At 74.8% G+C, this 22187-nt stretch carries 16 protein-coding genes and 2 pseudogenes; 3 read left to right on the top strand and 15 right to left on the bottom strand.

The genetic code is table 11. The features are described 5' to 3' along the window. The first annotated feature begins 20 nt into the window (after positions 1 to 20). Entirely contained in the window at positions 21 to 608 is a 588-nt protein-coding gene (locus tag AC07AL_RS15055; protein ID WP_363585229.1) for a hypothetical protein, read from the top strand. Here AC07AL_RS15055 and AC07AL_RS15050 read toward each other — a convergent pair. The 13 genes and pseudogenes from AC07AL_RS15050 to AC07AL_RS14990 form a co-directional block, all read right to left on the bottom strand. Further along, positions 605 to 2230 (bottom strand): amidohydrolase, encoded by a 1626-nt coding sequence (locus tag AC07AL_RS15050; RefSeq protein WP_363585227.1) that lies wholly within the window; start codon positions 2228 to 2230, stop codon positions 605 to 607. The two genes, AC07AL_RS15055 and AC07AL_RS15050, sit on opposite strands and share 4 nt — an antisense overlap. Then, complete coding sequence (locus tag AC07AL_RS15045; protein WP_363585225.1) at positions 2227 to 3081, bottom strand: PaaX family transcriptional regulator; 855 nt, start codon at positions 3079 to 3081, stop codon at positions 2227 to 2229. Before AC07AL_RS15045 ends, AC07AL_RS15050 begins: the two co-directional genes overlap by 4 nt. 53 nt (positions 3082 to 3134) lie before the next feature. After that, positions 3135 to 3893: a maleate cis-trans isomerase family protein gene (locus AC07AL_RS15040; protein WP_363585223.1), complete on the bottom strand. Its 759-nt coding sequence runs from the start codon at positions 3891 to 3893 to the stop codon at positions 3135 to 3137. A gap of 48 nt (positions 3894 to 3941) precedes the next feature. Beyond that, a complete protein-coding gene (locus AC07AL_RS15035) occupies positions 3942 to 4844 on the bottom strand; it encodes a fumarylacetoacetate hydrolase family protein (RefSeq protein ID WP_363585221.1) in 903 nt (300 codons plus the stop codon). Between the two features lie 52 nt (positions 4845 to 4896). Further along, entirely contained in the window at positions 4897 to 6060 is a 1164-nt protein-coding gene (locus AC07AL_RS15030) for a cupin domain-containing protein (protein WP_478317615.1), read from the bottom strand. Continuing rightward, positions 6057 to 7028 carry a carbon-nitrogen hydrolase family protein gene (locus AC07AL_RS15025; protein ID WP_363585217.1) on the bottom strand — a complete coding sequence of 324 codons (972 nt, stop codon included), beginning with the start codon at positions 7026 to 7028 and terminating at the stop codon, positions 6057 to 6059. Before AC07AL_RS15025 ends, AC07AL_RS15030 begins: the two co-directional genes overlap by 4 nt. 17 nt (positions 7029 to 7045) lie before the next feature. Then, positions 7046 to 9439 carry an oxidoreductase gene (locus AC07AL_RS15020; RefSeq protein ID WP_478317614.1) on the bottom strand — a complete coding sequence of 798 codons (2394 nt, stop codon included), beginning with the start codon at positions 9437 to 9439 and terminating at the stop codon, positions 7046 to 7048. Beyond that, positions 9436 to 9759: pseudogene (locus AC07AL_RS15015) on the bottom strand (acyl-CoA thioesterase); the annotation flags it as partial. The pseudogene AC07AL_RS15015 and the gene AC07AL_RS15020, both read right to left, overlap by 4 nt. A gap of 78 nt (positions 9760 to 9837) precedes the next feature. After that, positions 9838 to 11463 (bottom strand): annotated as a pseudogene (locus tag AC07AL_RS15010) (AMP-binding protein); the annotation flags it as partial. A gap of 209 nt (positions 11464 to 11672) precedes the next feature. After that, a complete protein-coding gene (locus AC07AL_RS15005; protein ID WP_400985875.1) occupies positions 11673 to 12662 on the bottom strand; it encodes a hypothetical protein in 990 nt (329 codons plus the stop codon). A gap of 301 nt (positions 12663 to 12963) precedes the next feature. After that, entirely contained in the window at positions 12964 to 13977 is a 1014-nt protein-coding gene (gene adhP / locus AC07AL_RS15000; protein WP_363629495.1) for an alcohol dehydrogenase AdhP, read from the bottom strand. Positions 13978 to 14086: 109 nt separating this feature from the next. Further along, positions 14087 to 14590 carry a GNAT family N-acetyltransferase gene (locus AC07AL_RS14995; protein ID WP_363629493.1) on the bottom strand — a complete coding sequence of 168 codons (504 nt, stop codon included), beginning with the start codon at positions 14588 to 14590 and terminating at the stop codon, positions 14087 to 14089. Next, positions 14587 to 15912 (bottom strand): DUF6271 family protein, encoded by a 1326-nt coding sequence (locus AC07AL_RS14990; protein ID WP_363585209.1) that lies wholly within the window; start codon positions 15910 to 15912, stop codon positions 14587 to 14589. Before AC07AL_RS14990 ends, AC07AL_RS14995 begins: the two co-directional genes overlap by 4 nt. A gap of 374 nt (positions 15913 to 16286) precedes the next feature. On the opposite strand from AC07AL_RS14990, the gene AC07AL_RS14985 reads away from it, so the two are divergent. Together AC07AL_RS14985 and AC07AL_RS14980 are read left to right on the top strand one after the other, a co-directional pair. Then, positions 16287 to 17477: a peptidoglycan-binding protein gene (locus AC07AL_RS14985; protein WP_363585207.1), complete on the top strand. Its 1191-nt coding sequence runs from the start codon at positions 16287 to 16289 to the stop codon at positions 17475 to 17477. An 89-nt stretch (positions 17478 to 17566) separates the two neighbouring features. After that, positions 17567 to 18556 carry an MsnO8 family LLM class oxidoreductase gene (locus tag AC07AL_RS14980; RefSeq protein ID WP_363585205.1) on the top strand — a complete coding sequence of 330 codons (990 nt, stop codon included), beginning with the start codon at positions 17567 to 17569 and terminating at the stop codon, positions 18554 to 18556. A 73-nt stretch (positions 18557 to 18629) separates the two neighbouring features. Here the strand turns inward: AC07AL_RS14980 and AC07AL_RS14975 are convergent, their stop codons facing one another. Together AC07AL_RS14975 and AC07AL_RS14970 are read right to left on the bottom strand one after the other, a co-directional pair. Beyond that, complete coding sequence (locus AC07AL_RS14975; protein ID WP_478317613.1) at positions 18630 to 20219, bottom strand: APC family permease; 1590 nt, start codon at positions 20217 to 20219, stop codon at positions 18630 to 18632. A 147-nt stretch (positions 20220 to 20366) separates the two neighbouring features. Next, positions 20367 to 21977 (bottom strand): amidohydrolase, encoded by a 1611-nt coding sequence (locus AC07AL_RS14970; protein WP_363585201.1) that lies wholly within the window; start codon positions 21975 to 21977, stop codon positions 20367 to 20369. Positions 21978 to 22187: the final 210 nt, after the last annotated feature.

The raw sequence follows: 22187 nt of genomic DNA, 5'->3' as shown, positions 1-22187 counted from the left end.
CCGGGCACTACCCTGCTGCCATGGCGATCCACGGCTTCGGGGCCACCGAGTTCCAGCTCGTGCTGCTGCGCCGGATGGCCGACTTCAACCCGGAACCGGTCGAGCAGGCCGTGCGGCGGCTCGGCGCGACCCGGGCCGCCATGCGGGAGGCGAACAAGCGCTGGCAGGCGATGGTCCGCTCGCCCCGGTTCCCACGCGGCGCCGACCGCTGCGCCGCCGTCCTCGGCCCGCCGCAGGCGGTGGTGCCGCGCCGGATCGGGGACCTCGCCTGCACCGCGCGGCAGTGGGCGCTGCCGCTCTGGCCCGAGCTGCGCTTCGAGAGCCTGCTCGGTCCGGCGCAGGCCGGTCGGCCGCTGCTGAACGAGTGGCTGGTGCGCGGACCGGACGCCCCGGCGCCCGGGCTGCGCACCCTCGCCGACCTCGCGCCGTGGAGCTGCGTGGTCGCCGACCTGGGCGCCGCGTTTCCGCCCGCCCGGCCGCGCGAGGGCAGCGCGCCGACCCGCTTCCAGCTCGACTTCACCGCCCCGGACGCCGACGGGCGGGCGCGCCCGTGCACCGCCGACTTCACCTGGGGGCTGCTCCAGGAGGTCCGGCCGGACGGTCCTTAGGCCTGGGCCGGGTGGACGGTCCGCCCGCCGACGACCGTGCGCTCGGGCCGCAGCTCGCGCAGCACGTCCACCGGGCAGCTCAGCGGATCGACCGGCCACACCGTCAGATCGGCCAGCGCCCCCGGCCGCAGGCTGCCGCGTTCGGCGCTCTCGCCCATCAGCCGGGCCGCGTGGACGGTGTGCAGCGCGACCGCCTCGGCCCGGTCGACGGCGTGCTCGGGCCCCACCACCCCGGCGGTGGTCCGGCGGGTCGTCATGCCCCACACCGACACCATCGCGCCGTACGGGCCGACCGGGAAGTCCGAGCCGGCGGCCAGCAGCGCGCCCTCGTCGAGCCATTCGCGCAGCGGGAAGATCCCGGCGGTCCGCTCCTCGCCCCAGGCCCGCTGCTGGGCGAGCGCGCCGTCGTGCAGCAGCGGGTGCTGCACGGTGACGGGTACGCCGAGCGCGATCGCCCGGGCCCGCTGGTCGGCCCGGGCCAGTCCGCCGTGCTCGACCACCAGCGTGCCGGGCGGCAGGCCGGGGCGCTGGTCGAGCACCTCCTCGAAGACGTCCAGCAGGGTGCGCAGGCCGCGGTCGCCCCAGGCGTGCACGCCGACCCGCCAGCCGCGCCCGACCACCCGGTCGACGGCCGCGACCAGCTCCTTCGGCTCCCAGAGCAGCCGGCCGTGGTAGCAGGGCCGGTCCTGGTACGGCTCCTCCAGCGCGCCGGCCTCGAAGCCGCCGTCGATGCCGAACTTCACCCCCCACAGCCGCAGCAGGTCGTCGTCCTCGCCGGCGGCGCGCCAGGCGTCCATCCGGTCCAGCAGCTCGTCGACCTGCTCGGGGGTGCGGGCGGCGAAGCCGGAGACCAGCGCCCGGACCCGGACGGCGAGCGCGCCGGCGGCCCGGGCCGCGAGCAGCACGTCGAGGTCCTCGACCGGGACGAGGCAGTCGCGGACGGTGCCGATGCCGGTGGCGGCATAGCCGGCGGAGGCGGCGCGCAGGCCGGCCACCCGTTCGGCGAGCGCGGGGCGCGGCAGCATCCGCTCGACCAGTTCGACCGCCTTGTTGACCAGCCGCCCGGTGAGTCGCCCCCGGTCGTCGCGTTCGAGCAGGCCGCCGGGCGGGTCGGGGGTGTCGGCGGTGATGCCGGCGAGGCGCAGCGCGGCCGAGTTGAGCACCATGTTGTAGGCGCCGCGGCGGACCAGGACGGGGTGGTCGGCGGTGGCCTCGTCCAGTTCCGCGGTGGTGGGCAGCCGCTGCTCGGCGAGCAGCACCTCCTGCCAGTTGACGGTGGTGTGGATCCACTGGCCGGGCGGGGTCTGGGCGGCGCGTTCGCGGATCAGGCCGAGGAACGCGGCGAGGTCGCGCGCCCGGTGGACGGGGACGCCGTGGACGCTGTGGCCGGCCAGGATCAGGTGGGTGTGGGTGTCGTCGAAGGCGGGCAGCACCGTCGCGGCGGGGGCGTCCAGGACCTCGGTGGCCGGTCCGACCAGGTCGTCCAGGCCGTGCGGGTCGGGGGACAGGGCGGTGATCCGTGCCCCGGTAACGGCGATCGCCCGCTGCGGCGGCCGGCCGGGGACGAGGGTGTGGACGGCGGCGGCGCGGACGAGGAGGTCGGCGGGGGCGGGGTCGGTCATCGCGGCTCCTGGTGGGGTGGGGCGCCGGCCGACAGGCCGGTGACCTTCTCGACGTGCCGCAGGCTGGGCTCGGCGAGCAGCGCGTGCAGCTCGGTGAAGACGGCCCGCGCGGCGACGGCGTTCCAGTCGGCGGGCAGCAGCGGTTCGGGCAGGCCCGGGTCCAGGTAGGGCAGCCGGCGCCACTGGGTGAGCATCGGGACGTAGTCGCGGAACGCCTCGACCGGGTCGACCCGCGGCCGGCCGCGCAGTTCGGCGGCGACCGGGCGCCAGGCGTCGTCGAAGGCCGCGTACTGCGCCTCGATCGCCGGGAAGTCCCACCAGCCGGCCACCGCGGTGCGCAGTTCGGCGAAGCCCGCGTACTCGGCGGACAGGAACAGGTGCACGTAGGCGCTCAGCCCGAGGCGCTCCAGCAGCCGCCGGGCGTCCGGCAGCAGCCGGGCGGGCGCCAGCCAGACGCCGGGGGCGGCGTTGCCGAAGCCGAGCCAGCTCAGCCGGGAGCGCAGCTGGTGGCGGTGGGCGCGCTCGGACTCGGGCACCGAGAAGACCGCGACCACCCAGCCGTCGGCGAGTTCGGCGGGCTCCAGGCTGTGGAAGATCCGGCGGTCGCCCTCCTCGAAGACCGGGTCCATCGCCGGGGCGAGCCGGTAGCCGGTGCCGTCGCGGCGCTCCTGGAACAGGGTGCCGGCCTTCTTCAGCCGGGAGATGGCCGAGCGCACCGCCGGGCCGTCGACGTCGAGTTCGGCCATCAGCGCGATCAGGTCGGCGATCGAGATCCAGCCGCCGAGGCGGCGCACGAACTCGCCGTACACGGTGTGGATGAGCGAGCTGGGCCGGGTCGTGCTCTCCGACATGGTGCGCCTCCTCCCCGGCAGCTCGTGGTGATCATAGCGGTGGGAGCCCGGCGTCAGGCCTGGGCGTAGGCGCCGGAGAGCAGGTGCCCGGCGCCGGGGGCGACGGCCGGCAGGCCGAGGGCGCGCAGCAGTTGGTGGGCGGTGCAGATCGCCGCCGAGACGACCGGCTTGCCGAGCTGCTGTTCGGCTTCCTCGACGGCGGACAGCGAGGGCAGCTGCACGCAGGCCGAGAGCACCACCGCGTCGGCCTCGGCGTGGGCGAGACGCCGGGCGATGGCGGGGAGCCGCGCCGGGTCGTGGGCGGCCACGTCGAGGTTGTCGGGGATCTCCAGGGCCGCGTAGTCGAGCACTTCGATGCCCTCGTGGGCCAGGTAGTCGACCACGGTCCGGGCCAGCGGCCGCAGGTACGGGGTGACGAGGGCGACCTTCTTGGCGCCGAGCGTGTGCAGGCCGGTCACCAGGGCGCCCGCGCTGGTGACCACGGGGGCGGGGGCGCCGTTCTCGGCGGTGCGCCGGTGCAGGCGCTGTTCGGCCTCGCGGTGGTAGCCGGGGCCGGTGGCCATCACGGCGACCAGGCAGGCGTAGCCGAGCACGTCGACCCGGGCGTCGGAGAGTTCGGCCGCGCAGCGGTCGGACTCGGCGTCCATGGCGCGCAGTTGCTCGGGGGTGACCCTGGTCATCCGCATCCGGCTGGAGTGGAAGGTGAACCGCTCGGGCGCGACCGCCTCGCGGGCCCGCAGCAGGGCGGGGACCTCGGTCTCCATGGTGACGTTGGAGCTGGGGACGATCTGGCCGATCCGGTAGGTGGTCATGGGGTGCTGGGGCTCCTCTCGGGAGCTGGCCGGGGTGGGGTGCTCCGCTCAGCGGGCGTCGACCACCGGGTTGGCGAGGGTGCCGATCCGCTCGATGGTGGCCTCGACCAGGTCGCCGGGCTGGAGGAACTGCGGCGGCACCAGGCCGGCGCCGACGCCGGACGGGGAGCCGGTGGCGATCACGTCGCCCGGTTCGAGGGTGACGCCGGAGGAGATGTCGGCGATCAGGCGGGCGATGCCGAACAGCATGTGGCGGGTGTTGGAGTCCTGTCGCAGCTCGCCGTTGACCCTGAGTGAAAGGTCGAGGTCCTGCGGGTCGGGGATCTCGTCGGCCGTGACCACGACCGGGCCGAACGGCGCGTAGCTGTCCTGTCCTTTGGAGAAGAACCACTGCCCGGAACGGCGCTGGTCGCGGGCGCTGACGTCGTTGACGATGCTGTAGCCGAAGACGTGCCGCCAGGCGTCCCGCTCGGCCACCCGGAAGGCCGGCTCGCCGATCACCACGGCGAGTTCGCACTCCCAGTCGAGCTGCTTGGTCAGGTCGGCGTTGTGCCGGATGGGCTGGCCCGGGCCGGTGACGGCGGTCGCGGGCTTGCTGAACAGCACCGGCCGGTCGGGCAGTTCGCGCTCGGTGTCCAGGGTGCGGTGCGATTCGGCGACGTGCTCCACGTAGTTGAGGCCGACACCGACGATCTTGCCGGGCCGCAGGGGCGCGCGCAGCGAGACCTCGGCGAGCGGGCGGACGGCGGGGTGGCCGGGCCCGGCGTGGGACAGCAGCGTGCGGGCGGTGGCCAGCGCGGCCTCGCCGGCCCGGACCAGGTCGAGCAGGCCGTCGGGCAGCCGGGCGCCGGCGGCGGTGGCGAGGGCGGTCAGGTCGGCGACCTGGTCGCCGAGCCGGGCGCCGAGGCGCGGGGTCTCGTCGCCGTCCGCGCAGTAGGTCAACAGGTGCATGGTCGGGGCTCCTCGGGGTTGCCGGGCGGTGGTGGGGCGCGTGTCCGGTGGGTCAGGCCGGGCCCTGGTGCCCGTCGTGCGCCGGGTGGGCCTCCTCGCGGTAGAGGCCGAGCGAGTGCATCACCGGGAAGTCGTTGAAGGAGAACAGGCAGGCGTCCTCGCCGGGGTCGAGGTTCGCGTGCTCGTGCCAGGCCCAGGACGGGACGACGAAGACGTCGCCCTGCTGCCACTCGAAGCGCCGCCCGGCGATCACCGAGACGCCGCGCCCCTTGGCCGCCGTGTAGACCACCGAGCCGGTGTGGCGGTGGGCGCGGGTGGCCTGGCCGGGGCGCAGCAGTTGCAGGTGGGCGGCCATGGTCGGCATCACCGGGCCGCCGGTGACCGGGTTGGTGTACTCCATGATGACGCCGTCGTACGGCGATCCCCCGGTGGCGCGGGCGAGTCGGCACAGCGCGTGGTAGCTCGGCTCCCAGGGCCAGCCGAGCAGGGGGGAGTAGGGCCTGCTCCAGGTCTCGACGCCGTACGGGAGCAGGTTGCCGCCGTAGCTCAGCAGCGAGGAGTTCACCACCGGGCCGGGCCGCTGGTACAGCTCCGGGTGGACCTCGTAGAAGTTCGCGTCGAGCATGTTGACCAGCGGGATGTCCAGGCCGTCCTGCCAGATCACCGGGGCGTCGTCGGACTCGTTTCCGTGCTCGTGCCAGGAGTTGTTGGGCGTGATGGCGAAGTCGCGCGGGCCGACCCTGAGCTTCTGGCCGTCCACGACCGTCCAGGCGCCGGTGCCCTCGTGGACGAAGCGCAGGGCGGCGGCCTGGTGGCGGTGCGCGGTCATCGCCTCGCCGGGGCCCATGATCTGGAGGCCGGTGTACAGCAGGCCGACGGCGGCGCTCAGTTCGCGGCGCCCGGGGTTGACCAGCATCACCACCCGGCGGCCGGCGTCGTCGGCCTTGACCAGCGGCAGCGCCTTGCGGACCAGCGGGCGCAGGTCGGCGTAGCGCCAGAGCACCGGCACCGACTTGGGCTGCGGGTACCAGGGCTCGATCTCGTTCGCCACCGTCCACAGGGCGCCGGCCTCGTGCTCGGCCAGTTCCTCGTAGTAGGCGGTGAGTTCGGGGCTGTCGGTGACCCTGGCTCGGCCGAGCTGGTCGTCGTCGTGGTCGGCCGTGCGGCCCTGGTCGGCGGTGCCGTGGCGGTCGGTCGTGCCGTCGTGGCTGGTCATGCCTGCTCCTCCGGGAACACCAGTGGCCGCAGTGGGCGGTTGTCCACGTGCAGCCGGAAGACGTCGAAGCGGTTGTAGTGGCCGACGATGTCGTGCATCTGCTTGGGTTGGATGCACCGGCCGAGGTCGATCTCGGCGTAGACGATGCCCTCCTCGTCCACCAGCGGCTCGCCCACCGGGCGTCCGTCGGGGCCGAAGATGCCGGACAACGCGCTGCGCGGGCGGGCGAGTTGCTTGCGCACCTGGTGGTCGTCGCCGGCGATCAGGTCCACCATCTCGGGCGAGATGGTGGAGCAGGAGACCACGGTGAACAGCTTGCCCTCGAAGCAGTGCGCGGCGGCGCGCAGCGCGATCGCCTCCGCCATGTCGTAGTCCTCGGGGGCCACCGGCAGGGCGATGTAGCTGGCGGCGTGGACGAGTTCGCCCTGGGCCAGCAGGGTGAAGCGGGCCAGGGTGTTGGTGTTCTCGCCGCAGGCGAGCGCGCCGAGCGGGCCGACGGCCGTGCGGTGCACCCGCAGGGAGCTGCCGTCGCCGGGCGTCCAGGTCAGCTTCTCGGCCCAGGTCGGCACCAACTTGCGGTGCACGGCGAGGAGTTCTCCGTCCGCGCCGATGATCAGCAAGGTGTTGTGGAGCACCCCGAGGCTGTGTTGGCCGCGTTCGTTGACGCCGATCACCAGCACCACGCCGGCCTGCCGGGCGGCGGCGCGCAGCGTGTCGACGTACGGGCCGGGGACGTCGACGGCGGCGCGGTAGAGGCGCTCGTACCAGGGCGAGCCCTGCACCGGGTTCATCGTCCAGTTCCAGTACGGGTAGCCGGGGACGAAGACCTCGGGGAAGACCACCAGGGCGGCGCCGTGGCCGGCCGCCTCGTGGATCAGGGCGACGGCCTTGTCGACGGTGGCGGCCGGGTCCAGGTAGACGGGGGCGGCCTGGACGGCCGCGGCGGTGAAGCGGGGCAGGTCGGGCATGGTTCCTCCTCGGCTGCTCAGCGCGGTTCGGGGGTGGGCGGCGGCCAGCGGCGGTGCACCGGCGCGGCGGGCTCGGCGAGCAGGTGCAGGCGCGGTGCGACCCGGTCGGCGTTCGGGCCCGGTGGTCTGCGGCTGCCCGCCGACCAGGGGCCGGGCCAGTGCGCGCCCGGCCCGGTGTAGCCCTGCTCGGCGGCGGCGTGCAGCGTCCAGAGCGGGTCGTACAGCTGGGCCCGCCCGATCGCGACCAGGTCGGCCCGCCCGGCCAGGAGCACGGAGTTGGCGTCGTCGTGCCCGGAGATCGCGCCGACCGCGATGGTCGGCAGGCCGGTGGCGGCGCGGATCAGCTCGGCGAACGGGGTCTGGTACCCGCGTCCGTACGGCGGCCGCTGGTGGGCGACCACCTCGCCGGTGGACACGTCCACCGCGTCCGCCCCGCCGTCGGCCAGCGCGCGGCCGATCGTGACGGCCTCCGGTCCGGTGGTGCCGCCGGGCGCCCAGTCGCAGGCCGAGATCCGCACCAGTAGCGGCCGCCCGGCAGGCCAGACCGCGCGGACGGCCGCCAGCACCTCCAGCGGCAGCCGCAGCCGGTGCGCGAGCCGGCCGCCGTAGCGGTCGGTGCGGTGGTTGGTCAGCGGTGAGAGGAAGCCGGAGAGCAGGTGGCCGTGGCCGAACTGCAGCTCCAGCGCGTCGAAGCCGGCCCGTGCCGCGCGTTCCGCCGCCTCGGCGAAGTCCGCGACCACGGTGGCCAGTTGGGCGGCGGTGGCCGGGTGCGGGGGAGGGCTGTCCGGGCCCCAGGGGAGCGGGGAGGCGGCGAGCAGCGGCCAGCCGTCGGCGAGTGGGCGCCCGATCCCGTCCGGGCCGGGTGCGGCGGTGGCGCCCCGGCGGCCGGCGTGGGTCAGCTGGAGGCCGACCGGGGTGTCGCTCACCGCGCGGACGGCGTCGACGAGTTCGCGCCAGGCCGTCTCCTGGCGGTCGTTCCACAGCCCCGGGCAGCGGTCGGTGGCCCGGCCCCCGGGGCTGACGGCGGCCATCCCGGCGAGGACCAGCCCGGCGCCGCCGAGCGCGTGCGCGGTCAGCTGGGCCCGGTCGAAGCCGCTGGGCAGGGTGTCGGTGGAGGTGAAGGTGGCGAGCGGGGGCACCACGACGCGGTTGCGCAGCTCCAGGGCGCCGAGCTTCAGCGGCCGGAACATCGGCGGCACGCCGGGCGGGCCGCCGGCGGCGGCGTCCACCGCGTCGACGAAGTCGGGGTCGCGGGCCCGCAGGTTGCCGTAGGTGACCCGGCGGCTGCGGGTGAGCAGGTTGAACGCGAACCGGTCGGCGCCCTGCCCGGTGCGCCGCTCCACCGTCTCGAACCACTCCAGGCTCGCCTGCGCGGCCCGCTGGGTGGACTCCACCACCGGGCGCCGCTCCGCCTCGTATGCGACCAACGCCTGCTCCAGCGCCGGCTGTTCGTGCAGGCTCGCGGCGAGCGCGAGGGCGTCCTCCAGGGCGAGCTTGGTGCCCGAGCCGATCGAGAAGTGCGCGGAGTGCGCCGCGTCGCCGAGCAGCACCACGTTGCGGTGGCGCCAGCGGGCGTTGCGCACGGTGGTGAAGCGGATCCAGCGGGAGGCGTTCGGGATCAGCCGGTGGCCGTCCAGGTGCCCGGCGAGCAGGTCCGCGCAGCGCCGCACGCTCGCCTCGTCGCTCTCGCCGCGGGCCGGCTCCCGGGCGGCGAGGGCGGTGAACCCGGCGCGGCGCCAGGCGTCTTCGGAGAGCTCCACGATGAAGGTGGAACGGGTCGCGCTGTACGGGTAGGCGTGCACCTGGAGGGTGCCGAAGTCGAACCGCTCGACGATGAAGGTGAAGGCCTCGAAGACCTTGTCGGTGGCGAGCCAGATGTAGCGGCAGTGCCGCTCGTCCAGGTCGGGCCGGAAGGTGTCGGCGTAGGCCGCGCGGGTGCCCGAGTGGATGCCGTCGGCGGCGACCACCAGGTCGTACTCGGCGGCGAGCCGGTCGACCGGAGGGGCGGGGGTGCGGTAGCGCACGTCCACCGCGAGCTGCTCGCAGCGCTGTTGCAGGATCGCGCGCAGCCGGTTGCGGTCGAGTGCCGCGAAGCCGTGCCCGCCGCAGGTGCGGACCTCGCCCGCGTAGTGCATGTCGATGTCGCTCCAGCGGGCGAACTCGGCGCCGATGGCGGCGAAGACCTCCGGGTCGGCCTGGGCGATGCCGTCCAGCGTCTCGTCGGAGAACACCACGCCGAAGCCGAACTCGTCCTCCCGGCCGTCGCGTTCGAAGACGGTGATCTCCCGGTGCGGTGCCAGCCGTTTGGCGAGCGCGGCGAAGTAGAGCCCGCCCGGACCGGCGCCGATCACCGCGATGCGGCGGGCCGCGGTGGTACGGGCGGTGGTGGTGGTGCGGGCCGCGGTGGTCACCGCACCACCTCCGGCTGTTGCGGTCCGGCCTCGGCCAGCGCGCGGCGCACCGGCGCGGGCCAGGGTTCGGCGCCCTTGGCGTTCGGCGCGGCGTGCACCACCGACATCCGCCCGGACGCGGCCAGGCCCTGCGGGCCGTACACCTCGAAGGCGTAGTGCAGCGAGGAGCCGCCGACCCGGACCACCCGCAGCTCGGTGCGGACCAGGTCGCCGAACCAGAGCCGCTCGCGGTAGTCGGCCTCGAAGTGCACCCGCGGGATCCGCCCGAACAGCTCGGCCAGGCCCAGCCGGCGCAGCAGCGCCGCCTCCGCGGCCTCGGCCCAGCGCTGGACGGCCGAGAAGTGGTAGTGCCCGGCCGCGTCGGTGTCGGACCACTCGACCCGCCGTTCGATCGCCACGCTGGCCGGGGCGGTCGCGGCCCGCCGGCGCAGCTCGGCGCGGTGCAGCTTGCCGGTGGCGGTGCGCGGCAGCCGGGTGACGAACTCGACCGCGCGCGGGTACTTGTACGGGGCGATGGTCCGTTTGACGTGCTCCTGGAGGCTCCGCACCTGCTCCGGCCCGGCGGGCGCGCCCTCGTGCAGCACCACGTAGGCCTTCACCACGGTGCCGCGCCGTTCGTCCGGCGCCCCGACCACCGCGCAGTCGGCGACGTCGGGGTGGGCGGCGAGGGCCTGCTCGACCTCGGGGCCGGCGATGTTGTAGCCGGCCGAGACGATCATGTCGTCGTTGCGCGCCTGGTACCAGAAGTAGCCGTCCCGGTCGCGGACGTAGGTGTCGCCGGTGAGGTTCCAGCCGTTGCGGACGTAGTCGCGCTGGCGCTCGTCGTCCAGGTAGCGGCAGCCGGTCGGGCCCTTGACGGCGAGCAGACCGGGCACGCCGTCCGGCACCGGCCGGCCCTGCTCGTCCAGGACGGCGGCCCGGTAGCCGGGGACGGGGCGGCCGGTCGCGCCGGGGCGGATGTCGCCGTCGGCGGCGGAGATGAACACGTGCAGCAGCTCGGTGGCGCCGATGCCGTCGATCAGCCGCTGCCCGGTGGCCGCGTGGAAGGCCTCCCAGAGGGCGGCGGGCAGGTGCTCGCCGGCCGAGACGCAGCGCCGTACGCCGGACAGGCGGTCGGCGAGCCCGGCGGCCAGGATCGCCCGGTAGGCGGTCGGCGCGGTGAACAGCACGCCGACCCGGTGCCGGTGGACCTGCTCGGCGAGTTGCTCGGGGGTGGCCTGCTCCAGCAGGAGGCTGGCGGCGCCGGCGCGCAGCGGGAAGACCACCAGGCCGCCGAGTCCGAAGGTGAAGGCGAGCGGCGGGGTGCCGGCGAACAGGTCGTCGGGGGTGGGGCGCAGGAGGTGGCGGGAGAAGGTGTCGGCGTTGGCGAGCACGTCGCGGTGGAAGTGCAGGGTGGCCTTGGGCCGTCCGGTGGTTCCGGAGGTGAAGGCGATCAGCGCGACGTCGTCGGCGGCGGTGGGCACGGCGGTGAAGCCGCCGCTCTTGGCGGCGCAGCGGGCGGTCAGGTCCTGGGGGCCGGGCCCGCCGAAGGCGAGCACCCGCAGGCCGGGTGTCTCGGCCCGGGCGAGGTCGTCCAGGTAGCGGTGGTCGCACAGGGCGATGGTGGGCCGGGCGATCCGGTGCAGTCCGGTCAGTTCGGCGGCCCGCAGCAGCGGCATGGTGCTGACGGCGACGCCGCCGGCCTTCAGGACGCCGAGCCAGCAGGCCACCAGCCAGGGGGTGTTGGGGCCGCGGAGCAGCACCCGGTTGCCGGTGGCCAGGCCGAGGTCCTCGGTCAGCAGCCGGGCCACCCGGTCGGCGTGGTCGCGCAGTTCGCCGTAGGTCCACTGGCCGGTCGGGGTGAGCAGGCAGCGGCGGTCGGGGCCGTACCGGGCGATCGTTCCGTCGAGCAGCGCCTGGGCGCAGTTCAGCCGGTCCGGATAGAACAACTCCGGTATGTCGAAGCGGAGTTCTGGCCACTGGTCGAAGGGTGGGAGATGGTCGCGGCAGAACGTGTCCACGTGCGCGGAGGGGGATAGCTCCATGGGCGGGCACCTCATCGTGCGAGCGGGGAGTGAGGCCAGTATGGCGTGTTGGTGACGTCAGTCAAGAGAGCGATACACGCATTCGGGGGAGCGGGCCCCTCGCGGCCTCACCGGTGGCCCCACCCTTGTCCCGGCGCAACGGCAGCCGCACCCGGCGACCGGCTCGGTCGGGGTGCGGCGCGTTCAAGCAGGGGCTGCGGGCGGCCGGGTCAGGCGGTGGCCCCCTGGGCGGCGGCGTCGGGCTCGCGGCCGTCCTCGGCCTGCTGGGCGCGCTCGGCCAGCAGGCGGGCGAACAGGACCAGCACCGGAGTGGCGGCGTCGGAGCCCGGGCCCGAATCGCGGACGTACAGCAGCGTGGTGCCGACCCGCACCAGGGCCTCCGCCCCTTCCGCACCGTGCGTCCGGGCGGCGCGCTGGTCGCCGATCGAGGGGAGGGGGACGGCGGCGGCCGCGTCGGCGCCGCCGACGTGGGCGAGCATCGCGTCGAAGGCCCGGCCGGCGGCGTCGGCGGAGGCGAAGGTGACCACGGTGAACTGTGCGCTGTGCGTGGTCACGGCGCGGAACGTCACGGTGGCGTAGGCGAGTTGCTGGTCACAGGTGTCCGGGAGCAGGCAGGGCGCGTCCTCGCCCGGGCCCGCTCCCGACTGTGGGCCGCTCTCCACCTGCCAGCCGCCCGGCATGGCCCGCAGGTCGGGTAGCACACCCTGAACCTGGGCCGGGTCGCGCAGCGTCCGCCCGGCGTGGGCCAGGTCGGGCCCGCCCGGCCGCAGCAGCGGGCGCGAGCCCAGGTTGATCCCGACGGCGACCAGGGCGGCGACCACGATCAGCGCCAGCGTGACGAGGACGGGGGCGGCGCCGATCCGGGCGGCCCGGGCCTGGGCCCCGGCGACGGCCGGATCGACCCGGAGGTGGACGGTCGGCGGGTCGGCGGGCCGGCCGAGCTCGGTGGTGGCCAGGTACCGCGCGAACGCCGGGTCCGCGGTGAGCAGTTCGCCGACGGCGGCGGTCAGCCCGGCCCGCGCCCGGGCGTCCCCCGGGTTCGCCTCGACCGCGTCCACGGCCCGGGCGCCCTCCGGCGTCGCCCGCAGCCGCACCCGCACCAGATCCGCGACCGCCCGCCCCGGGCCGGCCGCCACCCCCTCAGCCGCCCGCACCAGCACGCCCACCACCACGGGCACCAACTCCTGGCCGTCCCCCACGGCAACTCCCCCCGCCCAACGAGTCGTTGCCCCCACGATCCCGGACCGGGCGGCGCCGCGCCCCCCACCGGACGGAACGGAGACGGAACTGCAACCGGGCCCGGACGGGGGTGGGGCGGGCGTGACCCGCGGGGCCTCTGGTGCCCGAACGGGCCGGTCAAGGGGGCGGATCGGCCGCGAGCCGCGTCCCGACGGGGGACGGACGGATGCCGGGCGCGGCGAACCGGCGGGCGAGGCTGACCGGTGGGCGCACCCGTTCGGCCGGGGCCGGGCTCAGCGCAGGTTGCTCGACGCAGGTCGCTCAGCGCAGGTCGAAGACCAGCCGGGCGGAGACCTTGCCGCCCAGCACCTCGTCGAAGCAGGCGTTCACCTCCTCCAGGCGGCGGGGCTCAAGGATGACGCGGGTGCGGCCGAGGGCGTGCAGCCGGAAGACCTCGGCGAGGTCCTGGCGAGTGCCGACGATCGAGCCGATCACCCTGGTGCCGTTCAACACGGTCTCGAACACCGGCAGTTCGAGCTTCCCGCCGGCCGGGAGTGCCACCAGCACGAGCGTGCCGCCGCGCCGCAGCGCACCGTAAGCGGCCTGGAAAGAGGCGTTGCTGACGGCGAGGGCGATGGCCGCGTGGGCGCCGCCGAGCCGCTGGACCTCCGCCGCGACGTCCTGGGTGCGGGCGTCGAGGACGTGGTCGGCGCCGAGTTCGCGGGCCAGGGCGAGCTTGTCGTCGGTGACGTCGACCGCGATGGTCTCGGCGCCGAAGATCCGCGCGTACTGGAGCGCGAGGTGGCCGAGCCCGCCGATGCCGGAGACCAGGACCCGGGTGCCCGGGCGGGCGCCGGAGACCTTGAGCGCCTTGTAGGTGGTGACGCCCGCGCAGGACAGCGGCGCGGCGTCGAGCGGGTCGAGGCCGTCGGGGACGGGCACCACGTAGTCGCCGTGCGCCAGCGCGTACTCGGCGTAGGCGCCGTCCACCGAGTAGCCGCTGTTGTGCTGCTGGAGGCAGAGCGTCTCCCAGCCGGAGACGCACTGGTCGCAGCGCCCGCAGGCGTCGGCCAGCCAGGGGATGGCGACCCGTTCGCCGACCCGTACGTCGCGCACCTCCCCGCCGGCCGCCTCGACGATCCCCACGCCCTCGTGGCCGGGCACGAACGGCGGGCTCGGCTTGACCGGCCAGTCGCCGTGGGCGGCGTGGATGTCGGTGTGGCAGAGGCCGGACGCCTCGATCCTGACCCGGACCTGGTGCGGCGCGGGCTCGGGGACGGGGCGGTCCTCGATGACCAGCGGCGCGGTGAAGTCGTGGACGACGGCGGCCTTCATGCGCTCTCCCTCGGTCGGTGGTGATGCTGCTGGCGGCTGGGCGCAGCCGTCAGCAGCATCACTCGACGGGGTGAGTGCCGCAGCCCGGACTACTCCGGACGAGTGAAGGTCAGCCGGCTGCCACCGGCATCGACATGTAGACGGCGCGCTTGCCGTAGCAGGACGGCACCGTCACCTCGCGGTGGGCGCGGTAGCCGAGCAGCCGCAGCAGGATGTCGGTGCCGCGGACCGCGACCATGGAGATCCGCTCGAAGCCCTGCTCGGACGCCTGCTCCCGGAAGTGCCGGATGAACCCCAGTGCGACGTCCCGGCCGCGCAGGTCCTCGGCGATCACCAGGTCGTGCACGTGCAGGTTGTCCGACGCGAACACCGCCTCCTCCGGCCGGTCGAGGTCCGGGCAGCGCAGCGGTGGGTACGGCAGGCTCAGCAGGTAGCCGCGGACGGTGCCGTCCTGCTCCAGCACGAAGCAGGTCCGCGGCGAGGCGAGGGCGCGGGACTGCAGCGCCTCCCGGCCCTCCGACAGTCCGTCGGCCGCGTAGGCGTCGTGCTCCAGGGCGACCACGGCATCCCAGTCGCCCTCGGCCAGGAGCCGGATCCGGAGGTCCTCGCTCACCCGGCCGCAACCTCCGAGGCGGTGCCGAGCCCCTCCGCGCGGGAGGCGGCCACCAGCGACGCCCACGCTCCCATCAGCACCGCCCAGCGCTCGGCGTCCTCCTGCGCCTCGTCCAGGAGCTGCTGGCGCTGCTCGGCCACCGCGTCCGCGAGCTCGGCGTACTTGCCGCCAAGCTTGCGGTAGGAGCGGTCCAGGACGTCCAGGCAGTACTCGTTCCCGGCCCGGTCCCAGTCGACGCTGCCCCGCACCAGGTCGAGGATCGGCTCGACCTTCAGCCCGTGCCGCTCGTCCAGCAGCCCGCGGCCGAGGTCGATCATCCCGCCGTAGACCGGGTACAGGTACAGCATCGACAGCAGGAACTTGACGAACCGCATCTGGTAGGAGATGAAGCCGGCGCCGATGCGGCGTTCGGGCGTGTAGTAGTTGACGATGTGGCGGTTGTGGACGACGCCGGGCAGCCGGGAGTGGACCATGGCGTGCAGCAGGGCGTAGTCGCTGCCGATGGTCTTGACCGAGGGCAGCAGCGGCAGCACCTCGTAGGCCCGGTGGTCCAGCGCGATGTTGCACATGTAGACGTCCCAGATGTCGGGCACGCCGAGGACGGATTCGTCGGTGGTGAACGGCTCGGAGCCGGCGCCCTTGAACGAGACGTCCACCATCGCGTCCCGGTCCTCCTCCGGCCACACCGGCGGGGTCCACAGGCGCACCACGTCGCGGTAGATGTCCGGGTCCAACTCGTGGATCTCGCTGATGTCCACGTTGAGTTCGCCGATGAAGGAGCCGCTGACCAGCATCACCGGCTTGTCCGCGTCGGCCGGGTCGAGCTCGGAGCGGGTCACACCGGCCGCCGCCTCGCCGGCCGGTCGGCCGATCGAGAGCAGCTCGTGGTGGATCGGGAAGATCTTCCGACCGTCGACGACCTGGAAGTCGGCGTCGTCGTTGCGCAGGTGCGCCGAGGTGCAGCCCAGGGCGGCCGCGCCCAGGAAGAGCCGGTTGACGCAGGAGCCGTACGCGACGGCCGGCGGGAGCATCATGTCGAGCAGCAGTTCCGGGTCGGCGGCGCCGGAGCGCTCGGCCACCCGGCGCAGGAACTCCCGCTGCTGCGCGTTGCCGAGGTGGTGGACGACCACGCCGGGGGTGGGCTCCAGGGCGGCCACGGCGCCCGCGTTCTCCGCGAACTGGGCGGCGTCGGTGGTGTCGAGGATGAGGAGGTGCACCTCGACGTCGAAGTTCGCGACGGCGTAGGCCGCCTCCTCGGCGAGTTCCACGATGGTGTCGGGGCAGGATCGCATGGTGGGCAGGGCGAGGCAGACTCGTTGCATAACGGTGGAATCTCCGTCGGTTCGTCAGAATCGTGGCGGTGATGACGGTATGAGTGCTTTTCGCGCACCACCGTGGACTAGACCAGTTCCGAAGTCAACGATTGACAGAGCGGCTGCGGCGGGGTGGAATGCGCCCCCGCCCGACGGCTTTCCGGAGGCTCTCGGGCTTCCTTCCGGGCAGGGTGGAGCACGGGTCCGGCGGCACGCGGCGCGGGCCTCCGGGTCCGTACGCGAGGACGAATTCCCGTCACAGATCCGAACGGGCGCGCGAGCGCGGGTGGTTCATTGCCGTGCATTGCGCCGTTGGGGTCAATCCGGAGGGCGAACCTGCCGATACCCGCAACGACGTCCGTTCGCCGCCTGGAGGAGACCGCATGTCCGACCTGTGGCTGCCCGGTGCCGAGATCCACGACCTCGGCGACCACGCGCCGACCGACCAGCAGTACCCCCCGAGAGCCATCGCCCACATCACCTGGGACCGCAACGCGACCGCCGCCGCGCCGCAGGACTGGTGCACCTACGAGGACCTGGTGAACTACTTCACCGGCAGCGGCGCCGGCGACGCGCCGCACCTGGTCTGGGACCCGTTCAGCGGCCGGATCGCCCAGCTGTTCCCGGCCGACTCCCGCTCGAAGAGCCTGCTCAGCCCGACGACGAGCCCGACCCGCACCAACCGGGCCGGGCGCGTGGTGATCCAGATCGAGGCGGTGTTCTTCCCCTACTGCACCTACCAGGGCACCGTGTACCCGCGGCTGGTCGACACCCCGTGCGCGGGCTGGGACCGGATCCACGCCTGGATCGCCTCCTGGGGCGTGCCCGACGTGTGGCCGATGGGCCGGCCGGTCGACTTCACCAGCGACCGCGACGAGCAGGTGTGGGAGGCCAGCGGCGGCTGGTACGCGCACGCCCACGTCCCGTTCAACGACCACACCGACCCCGGCTCCTGGCCCGACTTCACGGCCGGCCCCGGCACCCCGATCCCCTCGCCCTCGCAGCACCCCCCGGCGGACCCGACCCCGGCCCGGTACCAGACCACCATCAACGGCCTCCCGTACGGCTACGGCGCCCAGGGCTACCAGGTCACCGTGGTCGGCCGGGGGCTCGTCGCCCAGGGCTTCGGCGCTCACTACCGCTCCGGCCCCGGGCCGAACTGGAGCGACGCGGACACCGAGAACTACGCGGACTACCAGCGGAGTCTGGGCTACTCCGGCCAGGCGGCGGACGGCGTGCCGGGGGAGAGCTCGCTGCGGCGGCTGCTCGGCTACCTGCCCGGTCCCCGGACGGTGTCGCTCGCGCACGTCGTGGCGGCGGCCCGGACCGACCCCGGCGCCGAACAGGGGCACCGGACGTACGGCGCCGAGGTGGCGATCGTCGAGCAGGCCCTGGCGGACGAGGGGCTGCTCGAACAGCGCTGGGTGGACGGCTCGTTCGGCAGCCTGACGGTCACCGCCTACGCCGGGTGGCAGCGCCGGTGCGGGTACGCCGACGCCGCCGCGGACGGGATCCCGGGGCAGGACTCGCTGCACCGGCTGGGCGCGGCGCAGGGCTTCGCCGTCACGGACTGACCGGGGCCCGTCCGTACCGGGGCATGGCGGAGGGGGGAATGCCCGGCTCGGCGGCGGGCGTTGTCCACCGCGTGACCAGCGCTGCGCCCATGACCAGGCTCTCCGTCCTCGACCGCTCCCGGACCAGACGGGGCGAGGAGCCGGCGCAGGCGTTGCGGGACACGGTGGCCTTCGCCCGCGAGGCCGAGCGGCTCGGGTACCACCGCTTCTGGGTCTCCGAGCACCACGGCGTGCCCGGGGTGGCGGGATCGGCGCCGACGGTGCTCGCCGCGGCGGTGGCGGCGGCCACCACCCGGATCCGGGTCGGCACGGGCGGGGTGATGCTGCCCAACCACCAGCCCATGGTGGTGGCCGAGCAGTTCGGGGTGCTCGCCTCGCTCTTCCCCGGCCGGATCGACATGGGGCTCGGCCGCTCGGTCGGGTTCACCGACGGGGTGCGGCGGGCGCTGGGCCGGGAGAAGGACTCCGCGGACGACTTCGGCGCCCAGCTGGCCGAACTGCTCGGCTACTTCGACGGCTCGCAGCAGGCCCACCCCGGCGTCCACGCCCGCCCGGCCGAGGGCCTGCGGGTGCCGGCCTTCGTCCTGGCCACCGGTGCGGGCGCCGACCTGGCGGCCGACGCCGGGCTGCCGCTGGTCATCGCCGCCGTCCGGGGAGAGGAACGGATGCTCGCGGCGATCGACCGCTACCGCAGCCGGTTCCGCCCCTCGGCGCAGGCCGCCGAGCCGTACGTGGTGGTCTCGGGCACGGTCGCGGTCGCCGGGAGCGCCGACCGGGCGCGGGAACTGCTCGTTCCGGAGGCGTGGTCCGGCGCGTACTCCCGCACCCACGGCGAGTTCCCGCCGCTGGCGCCCGCCACCGAGATCCTGGCCCTGCCGATGAGCCCGCGCGAGCAGGCCGCCTACGAGCAGTCGCTGAAGGGCCACATCGCGGACACCCCGGAGCGGGCCGTCGCCGAACTCGCCGCCCTGGTGGCGCGCAGCGGCGCGGACGAGTTCCTGGTCACCACCAGCACCTACGACCGCGCCGCCCTCCTCGACTCCTACCGGCTGCTCGCCGAGGCGGTCGGCCAGGCCTGAGGCCGCCGGCCGGGGCCGAGGTGGGTGGGCCAGCCCTGCGGCGCCGCCTTGCTCGGCCCGTCGACCTCCGAGCTCAGCCCGCGTCGACCTCCGACATCCCGAGCCGGGCGTACACCTCGGGCCGCCGCGCCCGCAGCCGCAGCGCGATGGCGACGCCCGTCAGGAACACCACCGGCACGATCGCCACCAGCGGCCAGTTGACCTCCGGTCCGGCATTGGTGAACAGGTCCAGCCGCCACACCACCAGCGCCGTCGCCCCGCACAGCAGCACGGTGGCGGCGACCGGCGCCACGACCGTCCGGAACGCCCCGGCGCTCGCGGCCGCCTCGCGATTGCGACGGAAGAAGGCGTACACGGACAGCCCGGCGAGCGCCTGCAACACCAGGATGCCGACCACGCCGGGGGAGTTCACCCAGAGGAAGAACTGGTTGTACGGGTCGGCCCCGATCAGCGCCGCCACCACGACGGCCACCGCCGCCAGCACCGACTGCGCGATGCAGCCGATCCACGGGGAGCCATGGCGCGGGTGGACCCGGCCGAGCGCGGCCGGGGCGGCCTGCTCGGTGGCGAGGGCGTAGCCGTAGCGGGTGATGGTGTTGTGGAAGGCGAGCAGCGCGGCGAGCAGGCTGGTCACGATCAGCACCCGCTGGAGGTCGGTGGCCCAGGCGCCGACGTAGTCGGTCATCGCGGTGAAGAACATCCCGGCCGGGTCGGCGGTGGCGGTCGCGACGGCCTCGGTGGCGCCGAAAGCCTGCACGATCATCCAGGTGATGAAGGTGTAGAAGAGGCCGAGGAAGGCGATCGCCGCGTAGGTGGCGCGCGGCACCGTCCGCCGTGGTTCGCGGGCCTCCTCGCGGTAGATGGCGGTGGCCTCGAAGCCGATGAACGCGGCGAAGGAGAGCCCGAGCACCCCGCCCATGCCCCCGGAGAACACGTTGTGCGGGGCGAACGAGGACAGGTCGAGCCCGTGCGCGCCGCCGCGCACCAGCACCGCCACGGCGAGCACGAGCAGGATGCCGGTCTCGGCGATCAGCAGCGCGCCGAGCACCTTGGCGCCGAGGTCTATCGAGCGGTAGCCGAGGAGCCAGACCGCCGCGACGCCGAGCAGCGCCCAGACCGGCCAGGGCAGGTCCAGGCCGAGCAGGTCGGCGGCGGTGGTGTGGGCGAAGAAGCCGAAGGCGCCGTACATGCCGATCTGGATGGCGTTGTACGAGAGCACCGCGAGCAGCGCGGCGCCGAGCCCGGCGGGGCGGCCGAGGCCGCGGGTGACGTAGGCGTAGAACGCGCCGGCGTTGCGGATGTGCGCGGTCATGGTGGTGAAGCCGACCGCGAAGAGGGCCAGGATGACGCCGGTGGCCAGGTAGGCGACGGGCGTGCCGATGCCGCCGAAGGCGATCGCGAACGGTGCCACGCCGGCCATCACGGTCAGCGGTGCGGCGGCGGCCACGACGAAGAAGACGATGTCGCCGGTGCCGAGCACGCCGCCTTCCAGGCGGGCGGGGCCGGTGGAGCCGGCGGTTGCGGTGCCGGGCCCGGTGCTGTCGGGCCCGGTGTCGGGCCCGGTGCTGTCGGGCCCGGTGTCGGGCCCGGCGCGGCCGGTGCCGGGGCCGGTGCGGGGGGAGCCGGGTGCGGTCGGGGAGGCCGCGTCGGAGGGCAGGGTCATGGGGGAGCTCTCCTGGGGTCGTACGGACGAGGGTAGAGCGGTCGGCCGCCGATCGGGTGCGGGCGGTCGACGGGGACCGGACGCCGTGGGGGGCGTTCCGGCGGACGGGTACGGGGGGCCCGCCCTGGGTCAGTGCGTGCGTCGGCTTCAGTGGGTGCGTCGGCCGCCGAGCCAGGTCCCGGCCACCGGGACGGCGGCCAGCTCGTCGGCCGGCACCGCGTAGGGGTCGGCCGCCAGGTGCACCAGGTCGGCCCGCATCCCGGGCCGCAGCACGCCCCACTCCGCCTCCTCGAAGGCCTGGTGCGCGACACCCGCCGAGTACGCGGCGAGGGCCTCGGTGAGGCCGATCCGCTCCTCGGGCAGCCAGCCGCCGGCCGGCAGGCCGTCCGGGGTCTGCCGGGTGACGGCGGTGGCGAGACCGGCCAGCGGCTCGTACCGGGTGACCGGCCAGTCGCTGCCGAAGGAGACCCGGGCGCCACCGCGCAGCAGCGCGGCGATCTGGTACTGCCGGGCGCCGCGCTCGGGGCCGAGCCGGGGGAGGGTGAGTTCGGTCATCAGCGGGTCGGTCTGGGCCCACAGCGGTTCGAAGTTGGCGATCACGCCGAGTTCGGCGAAGCGGGGCAGGTCGGCCGGGTCGACCAGCTGGACGTGGGCGATCACCGGGCGGCGGGCGCGCAGGCCGTTGCGGCGGGTGGCGGCCTCGACGGCGTCCAGGGCGATCCGGACGCCGTGGTCGCCGATGGCGTGGATGTGCGGCTGGAAGCCGAGCGCGTCGACGGCGGTGACGGCGTCGGCCAGTTCGGCGCCGGTCCAGTTGGCGACGCCGTGGGAGTGCGGGCAGTCGCTGTAGGGCGCCAGCAGGGCGGCCGTCCCGGACTCGACGACGCCGTCGGCGAAGAACTTGACCGCCCGGGCGGTGAGCCGGCCGCGCCCGCCGGCCTCGACCCGCTCCCGGTCGGCGGCCAGGGCGGGGAGCCGTGCGCGCCAGCCGTCCGGTTCGAGCAGCAGGGCGAGCCCGGCCCGGACGGGCAGATCGTGCTCGGCGACGGCGGCGAGCCAGGTGTCGACCTGCGCGGGCTCGATCCAGGCGTCCTGGAGCCAGGTGAGCCCGGCGGCGGCGAGTGCGGCGGTGGTCTCGCGCAGGGCGGCGACCTGTTCGGCGAGCGGGGGCGGCGGGACGAGCGCGAGGACGGGGTTGAGGGCGCCGAACTCGCGCAGGGTGCCGAGCGGGGAGCCGTCCGGGCGGCGGACGATCTCGCCGCCCACGGGGTCGGGCGTGTCCGGCCCGTACCCGGCGCGGCGCAGCGCCTCGCTGTTGGCCCAGCCGGTGTGGTGGTCCATGGTGCGTAGCAGGACGGGCCGGTCGGGGACGGCGGCGTCGAGCAGCCGGGCGTCGAACAGGCCGCCCTCGGCGAGCCACGGATTGACGGCGTCCCCGGTGATCCACTCGGCCTCGGGGTGCCGGGCGGCCCAGGTGCGGACGGCCTCGACGACCTCCTCCAGGCTGGTGCAGTCGCGCACCGGCACGCCGCGCAGCCCGATGGCGCCGAGCAGCGGGTGGAGGTGGCCGTCGCCGAAGGAGGGCAGCAGGGCGCCGCCGGCCAGGTCGACGGTCTCGGTGCGGTCGTCGCGCAGGGCGAGCGCCGGGTCGCCGAGGGCGGTGATCCGTCCGGCGGTGACGGCGAGGGCGTGGGTGGCGGGGTGGGCGGGGTCTCCGGTGTGGATCCGGCCGCCGGTGAAGATCGTGTCGGCACGCATGGGGGAGCGTCCTCTCCGGGTCGCGGCAGGTGACGAGGACGACCTGCCTAAACCGAATGGGGTTCGGTTACCGTAGGCGCGGCACCGGCGGGTGCGGAAGAGTTTTATTGAAAGCCATTCAGTAACGCTTGGGTAACGATGATCTTGAGGGTTCTCCGGAGGGCTCTCCGGCCCCTCGCCCTCCCGAAGATCCTCCGGAAGGCTTCCTGA

This window comes from Kitasatospora sp. NPDC043949, assembly GCF_056435365.1.
Note: the sequence above shows the minus strand (reverse complement) of the source record. Positions and strands in the feature narration are given on the sequence as shown.